The organism is Actinocrispum sp. NPDC049592 (assembly GCF_040675465.1).
Classification (GTDB): domain Bacteria; phylum Actinomycetota; class Actinomycetes; order Mycobacteriales; family Pseudonocardiaceae; genus Kibdelosporangium.
Window position 1 is genome coordinate 1 of sequence record NZ_JBFAPA010000005.1, and the last position, 16,264, is coordinate 16,264.

General features: G+C 70.0%; 19 protein-coding genes. 8 read left to right on the plus strand and 11 right to left on the minus strand.

From position 1 onward, the window contains the following. Window positions 1–94: 94 nt before the first annotated feature. Window positions 95–976 (minus strand): SDR family oxidoreductase, encoded by an 882-nt coding sequence (locus tag AB0J95_RS14665; RefSeq protein WP_364757208.1) that lies wholly within the window; start codon window positions 974–976, stop codon window positions 95–97. An 85-nt stretch (window positions 977–1,061) separates the two neighbouring features. On the opposite strand from AB0J95_RS14665, the gene AB0J95_RS14670 reads away from it, so the two are divergent. Together AB0J95_RS14670 and AB0J95_RS14675 are read left to right on the plus strand one after the other, a co-directional pair. Beyond that, the gene (locus tag AB0J95_RS14670) at window positions 1,062–1,634 is read left to right on the plus strand and encodes a TetR/AcrR family transcriptional regulator (RefSeq protein ID WP_364757210.1); all 573 of its coding nucleotides are present in this window, start codon (window positions 1,062–1,064) and stop codon (window positions 1,632–1,634) included. Window positions 1,635–1,865: 231 nt separating this feature from the next. Continuing rightward, window positions 1,866–2,525, plus strand: a complete 660-nt coding sequence (locus tag AB0J95_RS14675; RefSeq protein WP_364757212.1) for a GntR family transcriptional regulator — start codon at window positions 1,866–1,868, stop codon at window positions 2,523–2,525. Window position 2,526: 1 nt separating this feature from the next. Here the strand turns inward: AB0J95_RS14675 and AB0J95_RS14680 are convergent, their stop codons facing one another. Together AB0J95_RS14680 and AB0J95_RS14685 are read right to left on the minus strand one after the other, a co-directional pair. Next, entirely contained in the window at window positions 2,527–3,183 is a 657-nt protein-coding gene (locus AB0J95_RS14680) for a TOPRIM nucleotidyl transferase/hydrolase domain-containing protein (RefSeq protein WP_364757213.1), read from the minus strand. Next, window positions 3,173–3,469, minus strand: a complete 297-nt coding sequence (locus AB0J95_RS14685) for a hypothetical protein (RefSeq protein WP_364757215.1) — start codon at window positions 3,467–3,469, stop codon at window positions 3,173–3,175. Before AB0J95_RS14685 ends, AB0J95_RS14680 begins: the two co-directional genes overlap by 11 nt. Before the next feature lie 130 nt (window positions 3,470–3,599). Here AB0J95_RS14685 and AB0J95_RS14690 point away from each other — a divergent pair, with 130 nt between their 5' ends. Both AB0J95_RS14690 and AB0J95_RS14695 read left to right on the plus strand, forming a co-directional pair. Continuing rightward, the gene (locus AB0J95_RS14690; RefSeq protein WP_364757217.1) at window positions 3,600–4,898 is read left to right on the plus strand and encodes a VCBS repeat domain-containing M23 family metallopeptidase; all 1,299 of its coding nucleotides are present in this window, start codon (window positions 3,600–3,602) and stop codon (window positions 4,896–4,898) included. A gap of 15 nt (window positions 4,899–4,913) precedes the next feature. After that, the gene (locus AB0J95_RS14695) at window positions 4,914–6,071 is read left to right on the plus strand and encodes an FG-GAP-like repeat-containing protein (protein ID WP_364757219.1); all 1,158 of its coding nucleotides are present in this window, start codon (window positions 4,914–4,916) and stop codon (window positions 6,069–6,071) included. A 125-nt stretch (window positions 6,072–6,196) separates the two neighbouring features. Here the strand turns inward: AB0J95_RS14695 and AB0J95_RS14700 are convergent, their stop codons facing one another. Together AB0J95_RS14700 and AB0J95_RS14705 are read right to left on the minus strand one after the other, a co-directional pair. Next, complete coding sequence (locus tag AB0J95_RS14700; RefSeq protein ID WP_364757221.1) at window positions 6,197–6,652, minus strand: helix-turn-helix domain-containing protein; 456 nt, start codon at window positions 6,650–6,652, stop codon at window positions 6,197–6,199. Between the two features lie 57 nt (window positions 6,653–6,709). Next, window positions 6,710–7,156, minus strand: coding sequence for a DJ-1/PfpI family protein (locus AB0J95_RS14705; RefSeq protein WP_364757223.1), 447 nt, complete (start codon window positions 7,154–7,156; stop codon window positions 6,710–6,712). Window positions 7,157–7,294: 138 nt separating this feature from the next. Here AB0J95_RS14705 and AB0J95_RS14710 point away from each other — a divergent pair, with 138 nt between their 5' ends. Together AB0J95_RS14710 and AB0J95_RS14715 are read left to right on the plus strand one after the other, a co-directional pair. Beyond that, window positions 7,295–7,933, plus strand: coding sequence for an HD domain-containing protein (locus AB0J95_RS14710; RefSeq protein ID WP_364757225.1), 639 nt, complete (start codon window positions 7,295–7,297; stop codon window positions 7,931–7,933). Between the two features lie 17 nt (window positions 7,934–7,950). Further along, window positions 7,951–8,874, plus strand: a complete 924-nt coding sequence (locus tag AB0J95_RS14715) for an NADP-dependent oxidoreductase (protein ID WP_364757227.1) — start codon at window positions 7,951–7,953, stop codon at window positions 8,872–8,874. A gap of 48 nt (window positions 8,875–8,922) precedes the next feature. Here AB0J95_RS14715 and AB0J95_RS14720 read toward each other — a convergent pair whose 3' ends face one another. Further along, entirely contained in the window at window positions 8,923–9,069 is a 147-nt protein-coding gene (locus AB0J95_RS14720) for a hypothetical protein (RefSeq protein WP_364757229.1), read from the minus strand. 99 nt (window positions 9,070–9,168) lie between these two features. Between AB0J95_RS14720 and AB0J95_RS14725 the strand changes: the two genes are divergently transcribed. Further along, complete coding sequence (locus AB0J95_RS14725; protein WP_364757230.1) at window positions 9,169–9,309, plus strand: hypothetical protein; 141 nt, start codon at window positions 9,169–9,171, stop codon at window positions 9,307–9,309. On the opposite strand, the gene AB0J95_RS14730 is transcribed toward AB0J95_RS14725, so the two are convergent. Continuing rightward, the gene (locus tag AB0J95_RS14730; protein WP_364757231.1) at window positions 9,310–10,974 is read right to left on the minus strand and encodes an NAD(P)/FAD-dependent oxidoreductase; all 1,665 of its coding nucleotides are present in this window, start codon (window positions 10,972–10,974) and stop codon (window positions 9,310–9,312) included. Window positions 10,975–11,040: 66 nt separating this feature from the next. On the opposite strand from AB0J95_RS14730, the gene AB0J95_RS14735 reads away from it, so the two are divergent. Beyond that, window positions 11,041–11,685, plus strand: a complete 645-nt coding sequence (locus tag AB0J95_RS14735; protein WP_364757233.1) for a TetR/AcrR family transcriptional regulator — start codon at window positions 11,041–11,043, stop codon at window positions 11,683–11,685. 30 nt (window positions 11,686–11,715) lie between these two features. On the opposite strand, the gene AB0J95_RS14740 is transcribed toward AB0J95_RS14735, so the two are convergent. From AB0J95_RS14740 to AB0J95_RS14755, 4 genes are all read right to left on the minus strand, one after another. Beyond that, a complete protein-coding gene (locus AB0J95_RS14740) occupies window positions 11,716–13,368 on the minus strand; it encodes a hypothetical protein (RefSeq protein WP_364757235.1) in 1,653 nt (550 codons plus the stop codon). Between the two features lie 276 nt (window positions 13,369–13,644). Then, window positions 13,645–14,646, minus strand: coding sequence for a squalene cyclase (locus tag AB0J95_RS14745; RefSeq protein WP_364757237.1), 1,002 nt, complete (start codon window positions 14,644–14,646; stop codon window positions 13,645–13,647). Between the two features lie 13 nt (window positions 14,647–14,659). Beyond that, window positions 14,660–15,295: a response regulator transcription factor gene (locus tag AB0J95_RS14750; RefSeq protein WP_364757239.1), complete on the minus strand. Its 636-nt coding sequence runs from the start codon at window positions 15,293–15,295 to the stop codon at window positions 14,660–14,662. Further along, complete coding sequence (locus AB0J95_RS14755) at window positions 15,292–16,242, minus strand: hypothetical protein (protein ID WP_364757241.1); 951 nt, start codon at window positions 16,240–16,242, stop codon at window positions 15,292–15,294. The genes AB0J95_RS14750 and AB0J95_RS14755 overlap by 4 nt, the downstream gene beginning before the upstream one ends. Window positions 16,243–16,264: the final 22 nt, after the last annotated feature.

A 16,264-nucleotide genomic window follows, 5' to 3' on the forward strand; every position in this document is an offset into this window, starting at 1 on the left:
GGCCGAACATCACGTTCGCCACGGTCGCCGACGCGGTCCGCGACGAGGCCGGCGGGGTCGTGGGCGACAAGGACGTGCCCGGCCGCGCCACCGGTCAGGGCTGGATGTTCTCCAGGTCGTCCAGCAGGCGCGGGTGCTTGGGTTCCCAGCCGAGTGCCTGGCGCGTGTGAGTGCTGGACGAGGGTTGGTCGGCAGAGAAGATCACGGCGAGGGGGCCGTAGGTCTCGGTGGGCACGGACTGGACGGGCACGCCGAGGCGCCGGCCGATGACGGCCGCGATGTCCCGCACCTGGTCACCCTCGTCGTCCACGGCGTGCCAGGCCGTGCCGGGTTCCGCGTGCTCCAGGGCGAGCCGGAACAGGACGGCGGCGTCGAGGGCGTGCACGGCCGGCCAGCGCTGTGTGCCGTCGCCGGGGTAGCCGGACACTCCGCTGCGCCGCGCGATCCCGGTCAGCACACCGGCGAACCCGCCGGCGCCTTCGTTGTGGACGGTCCGGGGCAGGCGGACGGCGGAGCTGCGGACCCCGCGCGAGGCGAGATCCAGGATGCCCATGACCGAGCGGCCGCGGCCGCCGACCGGCCCGTCGGCCGGGATGGGGTCAGCCTCGGTGGAGGCGCGGCCGGGCACCGCGGGCGTGCCCGAGCAGACGACGAAGGGACGGTCGCTGCCGACGAGGGCCTCGCCGAGCGTGGCAAGCGCGGCGCCCTCCTCGGCGACCGCGGCGGCCAGGGCTTCGGGGCTGCTGAAGTCGTTGGCGAAGGCCAGGTGGATCACGCCGTCGGCCTGAGCGGCGCCGGCGCGCAGGACGTCCAGATCGGCCAGGCCTCCCCGGATCGGCTCGGCACCGGCCTCCGACGCGGCCTGCGCGGAGGCGTCGGAACGGGCGAGCGCCAGGACGGTGTGGCCGTTGCCGAGCAGCTCGGCGACGACAGCCGATCCGATCAGACCGGTGCCGCCGGTGATGAAGACGCGCATGGAACTCTCCAGCGAGTGATGGGACTCTTGTCCCATCACCCTAGCAGCGTGATGGGACAAGAGTCCCATCACCTATGATAGGTCCATGGGCCGGTGGGAACCAGGAGCGCGCGAACGCCTCGTCATGGCGGCCGTCGACCTGTTCACCGAGCAGGGCTACGACGCCACGACGGTCACGCAGATCGCCGAACGCGCCGGGGTCACCAAGAGCACCTTCTTCCGGCACTTCCCCGACAAACGCGAGCTGCTGGTCGCCGGGCAGGAGACGCTGTGCCGGCTGCTGACCGAAGGCATCGCCGAGGCGCCCGCCGGCGCGAGCCCGCTCGAGGCGGTCGCCGCCGGTCTGCAGCGCGCCTCGACCGCGATGGGCCCGATGAGCCGCGAGATCGCCCCGCGCCTGAAGGCCGCCGTCGCCGCCAGCACCGAACTCCAGGAACGCGACGCACTCAAGAGCGTCAGCCTCGCGGCCGCCATGACCGCCGCCCTGATCGCCCGCGGTGTGCCGGACCCGACCGCCGCCCTCGCCAGCGAACTCGGCGTGCTGGCCTTCAAGCGTGGCTTTATCGAATGGTCCGACGGCGACCGCGACGACGAGTTCGCCGCCTACCTCCTCAAGGCCCTCGACGAACTGCGCGCCGCCAGCACCTCCCTGGGCTGACAGGCAAGGCAGGCGGGCAGGCCGCGAGCGTCCACGTGCGCGAGCGCGGGGATGTCGTGGAAGGTCTTCCCGACCCCACGTATCTCGAGAAGCTGCTCGTCCACTGACCACCCCCGCGTTGCCGCGCATCGTGGCTACCGGTTTCGTGCTGTGCCCGATGACGCTAGATGGCCGCACGCCACGGCGTCAAGCATTATCGATAATGCCCAAGGGGCTTACGATGGGGGCACTATGACCAGCCCCTTACCCCGCACGACGCTGGCCGATCAGATCCGCGACCACATCGTCATGGAGATCGCCCGGGGTGCGTTGCCGCCCGGCACGCCCGTGCGTGAGCTGGAGATCGCCCAGCGGCTGGGCACCAGCCAGACCCCGGTCCGGGAGGCGTTTCGCAAGCTCGCGGCGGTCGGGCTGCTGGAGACGCGCATCCACGTCGGCACCCGCGTGCGCGACTTCACCGCCAAGGACCTGTCCGACGCGGTGCCCGTCCGGGCCGCCCTCGAAGGCATCGCCGGCCGCACCGTCGCCGGGCTCGGCATCCGGCAGGACGACGAACTTCTGGCGGCGTTGGAGCACATGGAGTCGGTCGCGGACTCCGGCGACCGCCTTGCGCTGGCCGGCGCCAGCACGGCCTTCCACCGCCGGATCGTCACGATGGCCGGGAACGACTCGCTGCGCCGCGCGTGGGAGTCACTCGGCATCGAGGTGATGACCGTGATGGCCCTCGCCCACAGCACCATCGACACCCACACCGCCGCGCACAGCCACCGGCCGGTGCTGGAGGCGGTGTTGTCCGGCGATCCGGTCCGCGCGGAGCGGGAGTTAGTGGCGCACCAGTTCGCCTACATCCCCAGCTCCGAACCGGCGGACGACGAGCCGACCGCTTCGTGAGTCAGAGGGCCGCGAGCAACGCGTTCAACGGCCGGGGCAAGGCATTGCGGGTGACCGCCGCCTCGACGAGCAGCCGCGCGTAGCGGAGTTTGCGGCGGGAACCGCTGGCCAGGAACCGGTGCAGCTGCGCATCGAGGTCGCGGCCGCGCCAGGCGGGTTGGCTCTGCAGGGAACGGAACGACCCGAGATCGCCCTGGGTGCCGAAGACCGCCTCGACCTCGGCGGTGCCCAGGGCGCGGATCAGCTCGTCCTCCAAGTCGTTGACACAGACGTGAAACCCGAGCCGTTCCAGGTCGGCACGCGTCCACGGTGAACCAAGCCCGGCCGCGACGATCGCGCGCCGGAAGATCTCCTCTTCGCCGAGGTCGCACAGGCCCGCGAGTCGCGGGCCCGTGCGGAACCTCGTCAGGAAACGGCCGATGGCGTGCGCGCCACCCATCGGCAGGACCACGATCCGCTCCGCGTCCAGATCGCGGTCGTGGGCCAGTGCGGCGGTCTCCAGGGCGATCTGGTCGCTGAGACCCTCGACCAGGACCACGGTCGCGGCGTTGCCGACCTTCGCCAGGGCCTGGGCGGTCGCCGCGGCCGGGGCCTCGACACCGCTCACATAGCCGTCGAGGGCCTTGCGGGCCAGCTCACGGCGATGGTCAACGTCCACGGCTGATCGGCCTGCGGTTGCGCCGGTCGGCTCGCGCGTCGATCCGCCGGGGCGGGCGCGCCGTTCGATCGCGCCGGCCTCGCACCGGGAAGTCGCTGCGCCCCAACGGCCAGTCCGGTTCGGCGGGGCGGCGGCGCAGGTGCCGCGACCGGGCGCGCAGCGAGTCCGCGAACCGGGTGGCGATGTCGGCGCGTTCGGTGTCGGCGAGGCGTCGTACCAGGCCCAGCAGTGACATGTCCGACGGCTCAAGGGCGTCCGTGGTGAACATGTCGGCTCGGCGGGTCATGACCATGACCGTCATCTTCGGCGATGTCCCGCACCCCCGCAAAGGATTAACGCCGCCACGGTTAGCAAACGGTTAGCGCGTCAGGACAGTCTCCGTGCTCTGGGCTGACATCCAAGGAGGGCGAATCCTGATGAAGTCATGGGTGAAGGGTGCGGTGACCGGGGTCGCGGCCGCCGCCGCGACGCTCGGGCTCGCCGTGCCCGCGCAGGCCGCCGAACCGAACTTCCAGCTGCCGTTCCCGTGCGGCCAGACCTGGCACGGCAACAACCCGGACAGCAGCGCGCACGTGACGCCGTGGGAGATCGACTTCAACCGGGCCGACGATCTCGGTGACCCGGTGGTCGCGTCCGCTGCCGGAACGGTCGAGACCGCGGCGAACCAGGGCGATGCCAACGGATACGGCAACCTGGTGAAGATCAGCCACGGCAGCAGCGGCTACTTCTCCTACTACGCGCACCTGCACGACATGACGGTGCAGAAAGGCGACACGGTCGCACAGGGCCAGCTGATCGGCCACGTCGGCAACACCAGCAAGCCGGGCAACAACATCCAGCCGCACCTGCACTACGAGGTGCGGCACGGGAGTTCCTACCCGTCGAACCTGCAGCCCGCGGTGTTCAACGGCGTGCGTTTCCCTTACCCCGACGGGAGTGTGACCTCGCACAACTGCGGTGGCGGTGGCACACGGAAAGCGGCGCGCAGCATCAACGGCGACCAGTACGACGACGCGGTCGGGGTCGACGGTGACGGTGTCGCGTGGATGTACGCGGGCAAGGCCGGTGGCGGGTTCGCGACCGGCGTGAAGCTCGGGCCGGGCTGGGGCGGTTACACGCGGATCGGCGTCGCCGACTCGAACGGTGACGGCTGGGCGGACCTGTTCGCGATCAAGGCCGGAACCCTGTCCTACTGGAACAACCGTGGCAACGGCACGTTCACCTCGGCGGTCGAGGTGGGGCCCGGCTGGTCGGGAATGGAGTGGGTCGCGTTCGCGGATGTCGACGGTGACAACTACGCGGACATCCTCGCGCGTGACGGCGGCAACATGTACCTCTACGTCGGCAAGGGCAACGGGGCCTTCGCCGCCCGGGTCAAGCTCGGCGAGGGCTGGGCTTCGCTGGCGCGGCACACCGCCGCGGACGCGGACGGCGATGGTGACGGCGATATCTGGGCGACCAACGGCGCGGGCGAGTTGTTCTTCTGGGAACGCGGTCCCAGCGGCTACGCCACGGCGGTGCAGGTGGGCAGCGGCTGGAATGCGTTCCGGCAGCTGGTGTCCATGGACATCAACGGCGACAGCAAAGCCGACCTCGTCGGCATCCGCACGTCGGACAACACGCTGTGGCAGTGGCTCGGCAGCGGCACGGGAGCCTTCGGCCAGGCCAAGCAGATTGGCAACGGCTGGACCGGCTTCACCCTCGCGGACAGCTGAAAAGGAGTTCCTCCAATGAGATTACGTGCGCTGCTGCCTGTTGTCGTTCTGACCACCAGCGTTCTGTTCGCCGCTCCCGCACACGCTGTCGGTGACATCGACCTGTGCGTCACTGTCGGCCGCAACGCCGGGTTCACCGGCGAGGACTTCGTCACCGCGGTCGCGGTCGCGATGGCCGAGTCCCGCTGCGATCCGGCGGCCCGCGGTTCGAACCCGGGCTCCGTCGACCGCGGTCTCTGGCAGATCAACGACAAATACCACCCCGAGGTATCCGACGCCTGTGCCTACAACGCGCAGTGCAACGCCAACGCCGCCTATCGGATCTCCGACCGCGGCACCGACTGGACGCAGTGGTCCACCTACGAAAACGAGACCTACAAACAGTTCCTGGACGAGGCGCGGGCCGCGATCGGCGCTCCTCCCCCACCGGCTCACGCGTCGAAGAGCATCAACGGCGACAGGTTCGACGACGCGATGGCCGTTGACGGCGACGGCACGGCGTGGACATACGCGGGCAAGACCGGTGGCGGGTTCGCCACCGCGGTGAAGCTCGGGCCGGGCTGGACCGGCTTCACCGCAATGGGTGTGAGTGATTCCAATGCGGACGGTTGGGCGGATCTGTTCGCCATCAAGGCAGGCACGCTCCACTACTGGAACAACCGCGGCAACGCCACCTACTCCCCCGCCGTCGAGGCCGGGCCCGGCTGGTCGGGAATGGAGTGGGTCGCGTTCGCGGATGTCAACGGGGACAAGAAAGCCGACATCCTGGCCCGCGACGGCGGCAACATGTACCTCTATGTCGGCAAGGGCAACGGGTCGTTCGCGGCCCGGAGCATGATCGGCGCCGGGTGGTCGTCGCTGACCCGTCACACCGCTGCGGACGCGGATGGCGACGGTGACGCGGACATCTGGGCCACCAACGGGGCCGGTGAGCTGTTCTTCTGGAAGCGCAGCAGCGGCGGTTACGGCACGGCGGTTCAGGTCGGGACCGGCTGGAACGCGTTCCGGCAGCTGGTGGCCATGGACATCAACGGTGACGGCAAAGCCGACCTCGTCGCCATCCGTTCGTCTGACAACACCTTGTGGCAGTGGCTCGGCACGGGCACCGGAACCTTCGGCCAGGCCAAGCAAATCGGCAACGGCTGGGCCGGACACACCCTCGCCGCGAGCTAGGACGGCGACCGACTGCCACTCGCCTCGGGCGGCGATACCCCCTTGCCGGCCGAGGCGAGCGGCATCCGGGGAGACGCACGCAATCCCTCCCCAAGACAGCGTGCGTGTCTCCGGGAACCCTTGTCCTACCTTGTGGTCGTGCGGAACCGGCGTTGGTAGGCGGCGGGGCTGATGGACAGCTTGCGGCCGAAGACCCGGCGCATGCTTTCATAGCTGGGGAACCCGGCGAGGGTCGCCGCCTGGGTCGCGGTGTGTCCTTGGTCGAGCAGGGCCCTGGCCATGTCGAACCGGATGTTCTCCACGTAGCGGGCCGGTGTCGTGGCCAGCTCGTCGTGGAACAGCCGGGTGAGGTGGCGGGTGCTGACGTTGAGGTGTTTGGCGAGTGCACCGAGCGAGTGGTCGCCGCTCGGGTCCGCCGTCACCCGATCGGTGATCGTGCGCAGAGCGGGTGAGCGGGGCGGCGGTCCTTGCAGCGGCGCCGAGAACTGTGACTGGCCGCCCGCGCGTTGCATGTACACCACCAGGGCGCGGGCCACGTCACGCGCCACGTCGGGCCCGTGGTCTTCCTCGACGAGAGCCAACGCCAGATCGATGCCTGCGGTTACTCCGGCCGAGCTGTAGGTAGTGCCGTCGCGAACTTAGATCGCGTCGGGGTCGACGCGGCACGTCGGACACTGAGTGGCGAGCTTGTGCGTGACCTTCCAGTGTGTGGTCGCCCGTTTGCCGTCGAGCAGGCCGGCCGCGGCGAGGATGAACGCCCCCGTGCAGATCGACGCGACCCGTCGGGCCTCCGGGGTCCGGGCGGCGTCCGCCAAGTCGCCAGGGACACGGGAGCGCGGGTAGATGTCGGCCCCAGGCACCAGAAACGTGTCAATAGGGCCCGCGGACACCGCGCCGTCGACCGCGATCCGGACCCCGAGGTTCGACGTGACGTCCGCGCCGGCCGGTGAGAGCAGCTCGATCCGGTAGCGGGCGCCGAACTGGTTCGCCGTCTTGAACACCTCCGCGGGACCGGCGAGGTCCAGCAACGTCACCCCGTCGTAGACGAGGAACACGACGCGATGACGTGCAGCCTGTGTGGACACCGTTCAGTGGTAGCACACCGTCACCGGCGCAGCAGGCCGTCCGGATACGAGGTGTTCCTGGCCGGATGAAGGCGGCGCCGCGCACCTGGGCGTTGGCAGCATGGAGGCGTCCGAACACCTTCGTGGAAGTCCGAGGTCATGTCAGAGGTCATCGCGGGGCTGGCGATCCCGGAGACGACGGCGGTCGCCGAGGCGACCACGCTCATCCAGCAGACGACCAGCCCGCTCATCTACCACCACTCCCGGCGGGTCTTCCTCTTCGGCCTGATCCACGCCCAGAACCTGGACGTGCGGCCGGACCCGGAGTTGCTTTACCTGGCGGCGATGTTCCACGACTTGGGCCTGTTGACGCCGTTCTCCGATGCCGAGCAGCGCTTCGAGGTCGACGGCGCCGACCACGCCCGCAAGTTCTTGGCGGGCCACGGTTTCTCGACGGCCGCCGCGGACACCGTGTGGCTGGCCATCGCGTTGCACACCACGCCGGGCATCCCCGGCCGGCTGGCGCCGGAGATCGCGACCATGCACCTCGGCGTGCTCACCGACGCGATCGGCTTCGGCCTGGACGGGCTGGATCGCGACCAGCTGGCCGAGATCCTCGCCGTGCACCCGCGCGGGGACTTCAAGAGCGAGTTCCTGCAAGCGTTCGTCGATGGGCTCAAGAACCGCCCGGACACCACGAACGGCACCGTGAACGCCGACGTGCTCGCCCACTTCATCCCCGGCTTCCAGCGCACGACGATGGTCGACCGCGTCCTCGGCTCGCCATGGCCGAGCTGACCCGAAAGGATACGAGCATGCGAGCGATCACAGTGCGAGACCGCGACGCGGGTGTCGGCGGCCTCACCCTGACCGACATGCCTTACCCGCACGCCGCGGAGAACGACGTCATCGTGCGTGTGCACGCCGCGGGTTTCACGCCTGGTGAGCTCGACTGGCCGGCCACGTGGTCCGATCGGGCCGGGCGTGACCGGACGCCCAGCATCCCGGGGCACGAGCTGTCCGGGGTCGTGGCCGAACTGGGCTATGGCACCACCGGCCTGACCGTGGGCCAGCGGGTGTTCGGGCTGACCGACTGGGCCCGCAACGGTTCCCTGGCCGAGTACACCGCGGTTGAGGCGCGTAACCTCGCCCCGCTCGCGGCGGACGTCGACCACACCGTGGCCGCGGCGCTGCCGATCTCCGGGCTGACCGCATGGCAGGGCCTGTTCGACCACGCCCGCCTCACCACCGGCCAGACCGTTCTCGTGCACGGCGCCGCGGGTGGCGTCGGCTCGATCGCCGTCCAGCTCGCGCACGAGGCGGGCGCGTACGTGATCGGCACCGGCCGGGCCGCCGACCGTGACATCGCGCTCGAGCTCGGCGCGCGCAGGTTCCTCGACCTGGACGCCGAGGATCTCAAGCAGGCCGGTGACGTGGACGTGGTGCTCGACGTCATCGGCGGCGACATCCTCGATCGGTCGACCGATCTGGTCCGGCCGGGCGGCACCGTCGTCACCATCGCCGCGCCGCCGACCGTCCAGCCCAAGGACGGGCGAGCCGTGTTCTTCGTCGTCGAGCCCGACCGCGCCCGGCTGGCCGGCCTCGCGGAGCGCGTCCGCACCGGACGGCTCAAGCCGATCGTCGGCGACGTGCGGCCACTGGCCGACACCGCCACCGCGTTCGCCCGCCACCGCCGCACACCCGGCAAGACGATCATTCAGGTCGCCGAGGAGGGGTGACCGAGCAGCTCGTCTCAGGAGGTTGCGGCGAACCTGCTGACACCGCCACTAGCAGCCGAGCTGGTCGGCCAGGTCACTGCCGGAGGTAGCGGCGATGTCGCCGCGGGTGCCGGCGGCCGTGTCGACCGGCCGATGGGGTCCTTTCTCGCCGCGCCGGTGCGGGAACGCTGTGCGCAGCCTCCTCGTCGCGTACACCTCATCTTGGCGCGGGCATGATCCGTGCTGGGAGGATCTCTTCGTGCTCGACACTCTCGCCCCTGGGCTGCACGCGACGTTCGACTACCAGGTGCCCGGTTGGGGTTCGAGGTCCTCGCTCGTGACGAGGCCGCCGTTATCTGCCGCGGCCACCACCAGCGGGCCGTGGTCGACTTCGACCGGTTCACCCGCGGCCTGGCCGCCGGCACCCCGCCAGCCGGTTCGTCCCAGCTGGGTTGACTATTCGACCGTGGCGCGGGCCCGGCGGCGCAGCGGCGAACTCGGCTTGGACGCGGCCAGCGGGTCCCAGTCCGGCCCGATCGGGCTGAGCTTGGCCGGGTCGGCGATCACGGCACCGGCCTTGACCTCGGTGCTGAGCGGGCGGCGCAGGATCGCACCGGCCGCGGCGAGGCCACTGCTGACCGCGCCGACGATGCCGTTGCCCGAGATGGTGCTCGCGCCGGTGAGCCACAGGCCGCGGATCTCGGTCCGCGGCCCCGGCCGGCGGGGGCCGATCTGGTCGGCGGCCATCTCGATGCCGTAGCAGGAACCCAGGCTGGACAGGGTGAACCGTTCGTGGGTGACCGGGCTGGACGCCTCGCGCCACACGATGTGCTTGCGCAGGTCGGGGATCACGGCGGTGGCGCGGTCGATCAGCTGCTCGGTCAGGCGTTCCTTGATGGCGACGTAGTCCGGGTTCTGCCGGTAGCCGTCCCCGCTGGGCCAGAACGCGCCTTGCGGCGCAAGGCACATCACCTCGAGCGTGGAGTGGCCGGGCGGGGCGGCATACGGGTTGCCGGGGTCCTTGGTGGTGGCCGACGTAAGGAAGATGGGCACCTCGTCGGGGATACGACCTTCGTAAGCGTTGCGGTACAAGCCTTCCACGTCGCTGTGCGGGTAGCACCAGTAGGTGCTGTTGGCCATCTGGCCGGTGAGGTCGATGTCCAGTCCCAAGTAGACGGAGAACAGTGGCAGCGCCATCCGGTAGCGGCCCACCCGTTCGACGGTCGCCGGGGCCAGGTGCTCGCGGCCCACCAGATCCAGGTAGGTGCGCTTGAGGTCGGCGTTGGACACCACGATCGGCGCGTGGATCACCTCGCCGCCCTCCAGCTGCACACCCGTCGCGGCGCCGTTCTCGACCACGATCCGCTCGACACACGCCTTGGTGCGCACCTTTCCGCCGTGCGTCTGGATCACGTCGATCAGGTGCGCCGGGACGACTTGGCCGCCGCCGCGCGGATACCAGGCGCCGCCGGTGAGGTAGTGGTCCAGGAAGCCGCCGTGCAGGGCGATCGATGTGCGGGACGGCGGGACCCCGTAGTCGCCTGACTCGCCGACGATCACCGCCCGGGCCAGTGGACTGAGCCGGCAGGCGGCGAACAACCACCGCAGCGGGAGCTGACCGAGGATCGCGGTGGTCGGTGCCCCGCGGACGAACCGCAGCGAACCGCGGATGGTCGGCTTGGGCATCGGGGTGGCGCGCAGCTCGGCGCCGATCCGGCGCAGGATGCCGATACAGCGCCGCAGGCCTCGCGTCTGGTCCGGGAACGCCTCGATCAGCCGCGCCAGGTAGGTGTCCCAGTCGCTCGGCACCCGGAAGGTCAGGCCGGGGAACACCAGCGTGGAGTGCCCGTCCGGGTCGAGCTGCCGGAACTCGACCCGCTCGTCCAGGCCGAGACCGCGCAGGGCGGTGCGCATCCGGCCGCCGGGGTGGCACTCGCCGATGTAGTGCATGCCCACGTCGAACTCGTAGCGGTTGCCCTTGCGCCGGAACACCTGGCTGCAGCCGCCCGCCACCTGGTTCTGCTCCAGCACCAGGGTGCGTTTGCCCGCCGCGGTGAGGTAGGCGGCGCAGGTGAGTCCGCCCAGGCCAGAGCCGATGACGATCGCGTCCCAGTCAGTCATGGCGACACCTCCGCCAGGGACCATAGCATCTGCTATAGCGATTGATATAGCACTAGGATCACGGCCGTGCCCGAACGCCGATCCGACCCCACCGTCCGCATGCGCCTGCTGGAAGGCGCCGCCCGCCTGCTCGCCGAGGAAGGCCCCGCGGCCCTCACCCTGCGGCGGGTCGCCACCGAGGCCGACACCTCCACGATGGGCGTCTACACGCACTTCGGGTCGATGGGCGACCTCGCCGACGCGGTGGTCACCGAAGGTTTCGCCCGCCTGAGCGCGCAGCTGGCCGAGGTGCCGCGCACCGATGACGCGATCACCGACCTGGCCGGCCTCGGCCGCGCCTACCTGATCAACGCGCGGCAGAACCCCCACCTGTACGCGGTCATGTTCGGCACGGCGTCACTGGGCAAGTACCGCCCGGCCGACCAGCGGGAACGCGGGCGGTACACGTTCGAGGAGATCGTTCAGGCCGCAGCTCGCGCGGTCGACCAGGGGCGGCTGCGGCCCGGTGACCCGCTGGCGATCGCCAGCCAGCTGTGGACGGCGATGCACGGGTACGTGATGGTCGACATCAGCCGCTACTTCGGCAAGGGCGGCGTCGAGAAGGTCCTGGTGCCGATGATCGTGAACCTGCTCAGCGGCCTCGGCGCCGACCCCGACGCCGCCCTGGCGTCGATCCGTGCGTTCGAGGCCACCGACACCTCCTACCGCTGAGCGCCTACCCTCTGTTCGGGAGGCCGCTGATCAACTCGGCCACTGCCCGGGACGCAGTGTGTCACCACAGGCGCGCAGCGGGGCGTCGAAGGCCCGCGCCACCGCGGCGGAACCGTCGCCCATGCCGTAGGCGCGCAGTTGCTCCAGTTTGGCCTGGGTGGGGACCGCGTCCTTGCGCACCCAGTCGGCGGTCTCCGGCGGCCCGGCTTCGCGCCGGATCATCACGTAGTCCCGGATCAGCCGGGGGTCGGTGCTCACCTTGACCCCGTCGCTCCACGGGGAGTGCTGCTCGATGAAGGTGGGCTTCACGGTGTCGAACACGTAGTCGGTCAGGTCGTCCCACCGGTGGTCGGCCCAGAAGTCGGCCATGGCGGAGTCCGACAGGCCGGCGAGGTCGATGATCCGCAGCCGGCTGGTCAGCGCGGTGGCGCCGACGTCCGCGGTGAGCAGGGATCCCTGCTGGATGCCCAGGATGTCGGCATAGACGTTGTCCACCCGGGACGGTCGCTCGGCGATGGTGCACATGGGCACGGTGGGTGCGGCCCGGAAACCGTCGGAGGCGCCCTTGAACAGGCTCCACGCCGGGACCAAGGCCAGGACCACGCCGGCCGCGAGCACGGTCCGGCCGCGCGGGGTGAACTGCCGGAAGACCGCTTCGCCGCACAGCACACTGGCGATGACGACCAGCACCCACACCGGGGTGGCGAACCTGAGCTGGGCCATCCAGTCCGGCGCCAGCACCGAGTAGGCGGTGACGGCCAGCGCGAGGGGCACGAGGAACGAGACGATCGCGGTGCGCAGCGCGGAGGGGCGCATCATGACCATGCCGATCAGGATCGCCAGGATGAGCGCGCCGAGTGCGCCGACGTAGCCGATCAGCTCACCCGCCCGGGCCAGGTTCGACGGGTGCGGGAGCGACTGTCCCTTCGCGACCGTGGGCAGGGAGGTCAGCCGGCCGAACTCGAGATAGCGCCAGGTGATGTAGGCGCCGACGATCACCGCGAAGGCCGCTACGGCGACGAGGACCGATCGCAGGCCATGGCGCAGCGTCGCCCGGCGGATCTGGATCAGGACGACCAGCGGGTAGGCGCCGCCGTAGATGAGCCCGTCCGGTCTGGTCAGTGCGGCTACCGCGGCCAGCGCACCGGCCACCAATGCGATTCTTGTGGTCAGCAGCCGGTCCTCGACCGTCGCTTTGAACATGATCGCACCCAGCCACGTCACGACCAATGCGTAGAGCGGGTTCTCCAGACCGGAGAAACACCAGACGACGAATGACGGGATGGCCGCCAGCAACGCGCCGGCCAGAAAGGTGACCAATGCGGGCCGCTTGGCCACGTCGCGCGCCGCCCAATAGATCGCGACGAGAATGCCCGCACAGCACAGCAGCGCCAATGCTTTGGGGAAGAACACATAGTCGGGAACGCCGAGTATGGTGCCGTGATCGAACAAACCCACCAGCCGGCCCACTGTCAGCAGCGCCAGCCAGCTCGGGTTGGAGAACCCCTCGGTGGGACCCGCTCCCGGTTGCAGGACCGGCCCGTCACCTTGGGCGATGCTTCGGACATAGGCGAACGTGATCGCCGCGTCGTCGACGATCCAGCTGCCGAACCGCAATGCGTGCAGACCGATCAGACCACTGCCACCGACGACCGCCGACAACGGTGCGAGCCATGGCGGCAATGCCGATCTTCGAAGTGAACCGGACTCGATTGTTCGTTCAGCGGTGTGAACCGGCAGCGCCAATTGGACTCCCCCCGGAGATGCGCTCCACCTTCGCAGTTGCGGCGCCGACACTATCATCACCGCATTGGCTGGTTGATTTGGCACGGCACATCCGGAGACCGGCCCGAATCATGGCTCGTCAATGGGGTTTTGTCACATTGTTGTCAACTGGCGAATCGCTGGTTGTTCGCCATTGATCCATATTGCCGACACATTTGCGAAACATTGTGGTTCTCAATCGTTGACGTGACGGTTCTCGAACCAGGTGAGCACGCGCATGGCCCGCAGGGTGTTCCAGCGGCTCGGTCGTCCTTCGTGGTCGTCGATCGCGAAGTGCAGCTCGCCGGGGTGCGGGTTCTCCACCGGCCACCGGCCGTCGGCGTCCCGTTTGGACCGGACCAGGTCGATCGCCTCGGCCACGCGGACGTCCGGCGTGCTGCCGGCGGCGCGGAGGTAGTCGAGGCCGCGCAGGACGTCGTAGTGCCAGTAGGCCGGGAATGAGAACTGTGTCCACGCAGCGGGGGCGCCGGTGGTGCGGTCGTGCTCGATGGGTTCGCCGGTCGACAACCGGCGGGCCATCCGGCGTTCCAGCAGGTATTCCTGGCCACGCAGCCGCGCCTGGCGCACGTCGCGGCCGGTCGCCTGTTCGTAGGCCAGCAGGCCTTCCAGCACGTCGATGGTGGTGTGGAAGGACGCGCGGGTGGACCCGTTCTCCTGCTCGCAGTTCCAGCCGCCGTCGGCCATCTGCTCGCCGAGCAGCCGTTCGACGATCGGCGTGACCTCCACGCCGAAGTAGGCGCCGAGCGCCACGGTCCGGCCGTTGATGCACGGCTCGACCTCACCGGCGAAGAACGGCTCGCCGTCGTGCTCCCACCGGACGTTCTCGCGCACGAGGCCGACGGCCCTGCGCACGGCCGGGTGGTCCGGTTCGGCCCCGAAGATCCGCAGCAGCACCAGGCTCCACGCGGTCGAGGTCCACATCGGGAACAGCGTGCCGTGCTGGTCCGGGGCGAGTGAGTGCCACCAGCGCTCCTCGGCCTCGGACCGGAACGCGGGCAGGCCGGACGCCCACTGCCCATGTGGCTGTTGAAGGGCCAGCAGCCTGCTCCCCCAGCCTTCGTTGGCCACGCGGGCCCGTTCGGCCGCGACCTGCCGCGCGGGCGCGTCGGTGAGGTCGCGCAGCACCTGCCAGCGGATCGCCGGATCGCTGTCCAGCAGCCAGTCGATCACGTCCATGCGACCCATCTTGCTAAATCAGCCGGCGGTGGGTGGCCCATCGGGTGAGTTCACGGCGGTTGGAGAGCTTCAGTTTCCGCATCACGGCGGCGGCGTGCGTCTCGACCGTGCGCGCCGAGATCGACAGCCGCACGCCGACCTCCTTGTACGTGTAGCCCGCCGCGACGAGGCGGATGACGTCCCGTTCGCGGCGGGTGAGCTGGTCGAGCTCGGGTTCGAGGCCGGCCGGGGCGGCGCCGCGGAACGCCGACAGCACGAAACCCGCCAACATCGGCGAGAAGTAGGCGTCACCGGCGTGCACGCGGCGGATCGCCTCGCCGAGGTCCGCGCCGGAGATCGCCTTCGTCACGTAGCCGTGCGCACCCGCGCGGATCATGGCGATGACGTCCTCAGCAGTGTCCGAAACGGACAGAGCGAGGAACCGGATGTCCGGGCACAGCGGCACAACGGCGTCGAGAACCGCGAGACCGCCGCCGTCGGGCAGGTGAACGTCGAGCAGCACGACATCCGGGTCCACCGCCGGGATCCGTTCGATGGCCTCGGTGACGGTGGCGGCCTCGCCCACGATCCGGACCACATCGCCGATCTCCGCGCGGACCCCGGACCGCACGAGCTTGTGGTCGTCCACCACGAAGACCCGGACGCTCATGTCGGCATCCGCAGCTCGACCTCGGTGCCCGCACCGACGTCCGACCGGATCACCGCCGTCCCGCCCTGGCGGCGGACCCGTCCTTCGATCGAGTCGACCACACCCCGCCGGTCGCTCGCGTGCGCGGACAGGTCGAACCCGCGGCCGCGGTCCCGCACCAGCGCGAAGACCTCCTCGCCGGTCACTTCCACCAACGCTGACACCCGCTGCACCCCGGAATGCTTGGCGGCGTTGGTGAGCGCCTCACGCACCGCACCCACCACCGCCTCGGACTTCTGGTCCATCGGACAGGTGCCGACCAGGATCAGCTCCACGGTGATCGCGAACAGGTCCTCCACCTCGGAGACCACCGTGGTCACCGCCGAGACGAGGTCGTCCTGGCCCTGGACCGAGCCGTACAGCCAGGCCCGCAGGTCGCGTTCGGTCGTGCGTGCGAGCCTGCGGACCTCGGGGTCGTCGGTTCGCTTGTGGATCAACGTCAGCGACTGCAGCACCGAGTCATGCAGGTGCGCGGCCATCGCCGAGCGTTCCTCGGCCCGCACCCGGGCGGCCCGTTCCCGGGTGACGGTGCGGGTCAGCAGGAAGATCCACGGCAGCACGACCGCGCCCAGCAACGCCAGCGCCCCGGCCGAGAAGATCGCGATGATCATCACGCCCGCGGTGGCCTGGCTGTCCCCGAAGATCACCAACGTGAGACCGACGCCCGCGAGCGCGGCCAGGATCGTGATCTCCACGACCCGCCGAAGCACCTGGTACGCCTCGTCTTCGGCCTTGAGGCGGCTGACCGCGAGCCGGGTCCACGGCACCACGGCCAGCCCCACGACACCTGTCACGATCGCGAGCACCACCGGCAGGCTCGGCCGCGCGGTGTGCCCGATGGCCCACACCAGGCCCAGCACCGCGACGATCCCCAAGCACCCCAACAGAACCAGCCAGCGAGCCCGCACAGGTCCCCTCTCTCAGGCCGAC